The sequence below is a fragment of the Arthrobacter sulfonylureivorans genome (assembly GCF_047607445.1).
GTDB classification, from domain to species: Bacteria; Actinomycetota; Actinomycetes; order Actinomycetales; family Micrococcaceae; genus Crystallibacter; species Crystallibacter sulfonylureivorans_A.
The window spans coordinates 1-829 of the sequence record NZ_JBLKRT010000095.1 but is presented as its reverse complement, the minus strand read 5'-3'; the positions used below and the strand labels follow the sequence as shown (position 1 = coordinate 829).

The window sequence follows — 829 nt, the reverse complement described above, 5'->3', positions numbered from 1 at the left end:
GCGACAAGATGATGGGCCTGTCGCTGGCGCACGGCGGACACCTGACGCACGGCATGAAGCTGAACTTCTCCGGCAAGCTCTACCAGGTGGCCGCGTACGAAGTTGACCCGCAGACCTTCCGGGTGGACATGGACAAGGTCCGCGAGCAGGCCCTGGCCGAGCGCCCGAATGTGATTGTGGCCGGCTGGTCCGCCTACCCGCGGCAGCTGGATTTCGAGGCCTTCCGGTCCATCGCCGACGAGGTCGGAGCCTACTTCTGGACCGACATGGCGCACTTCGCCGGGCTGGTCGCGGCCGGGCTGCACCCGAACCCGGTGCCGCACTCGGACCTCGTCACCTCCACCGTGCACAAGACCCTGGCCGGTCCGCGCTCCGGCGTCATCCTCGGCAAGGAAGCTTTCGCCAAGAAGGTCAACTCCGCGGTGTTCCCGGGCCAGCAGGGCGGTCCGCTGATGCATGTGGTTGCGGCCAAGGCCGTGGCCTTCAAGATCGCCGCCGGCGAGGAGTTCAAGCTGCGCCAGGAGCGCGTGCTGGAAGGCGCCCGGATCCTGGCCGAACGCCTGACCGCCGCGGATGTGGCCGAGGCCGGCGTCTCGGTGCTGACCGGCGGCACCGACGTGCACCTGGTGCTGGTGGACCTGCGTAACTCCGATTTGGACGGCAAGCAGGCGGAAGACCTGCTGCACGAGGCCGGCATCACGGTCAACCGCAACGCCGTGCCGTTCGACCCGCGCCCGCCGATGGTGACCTCCGGCCTGCGGATCGGTACCCCGGCGCTCGCCACCCGAGGCTTCGGCACGACAGAATTTACCGAGGTCGCCGACATCAT

Annotated in this window: 1 protein-coding gene; it reads left to right on the top strand. The window is 68.4% G+C overall.

Features of this window, described 5'->3' with window-relative positions; all coding sequences use genetic code 11:
• Positions 1 to 829: serine hydroxymethyltransferase (gene glyA, locus ACMX2H_RS18940; protein ID WP_414962827.1), on the top strand; the 829-nt coding region annotated here is incomplete at both ends.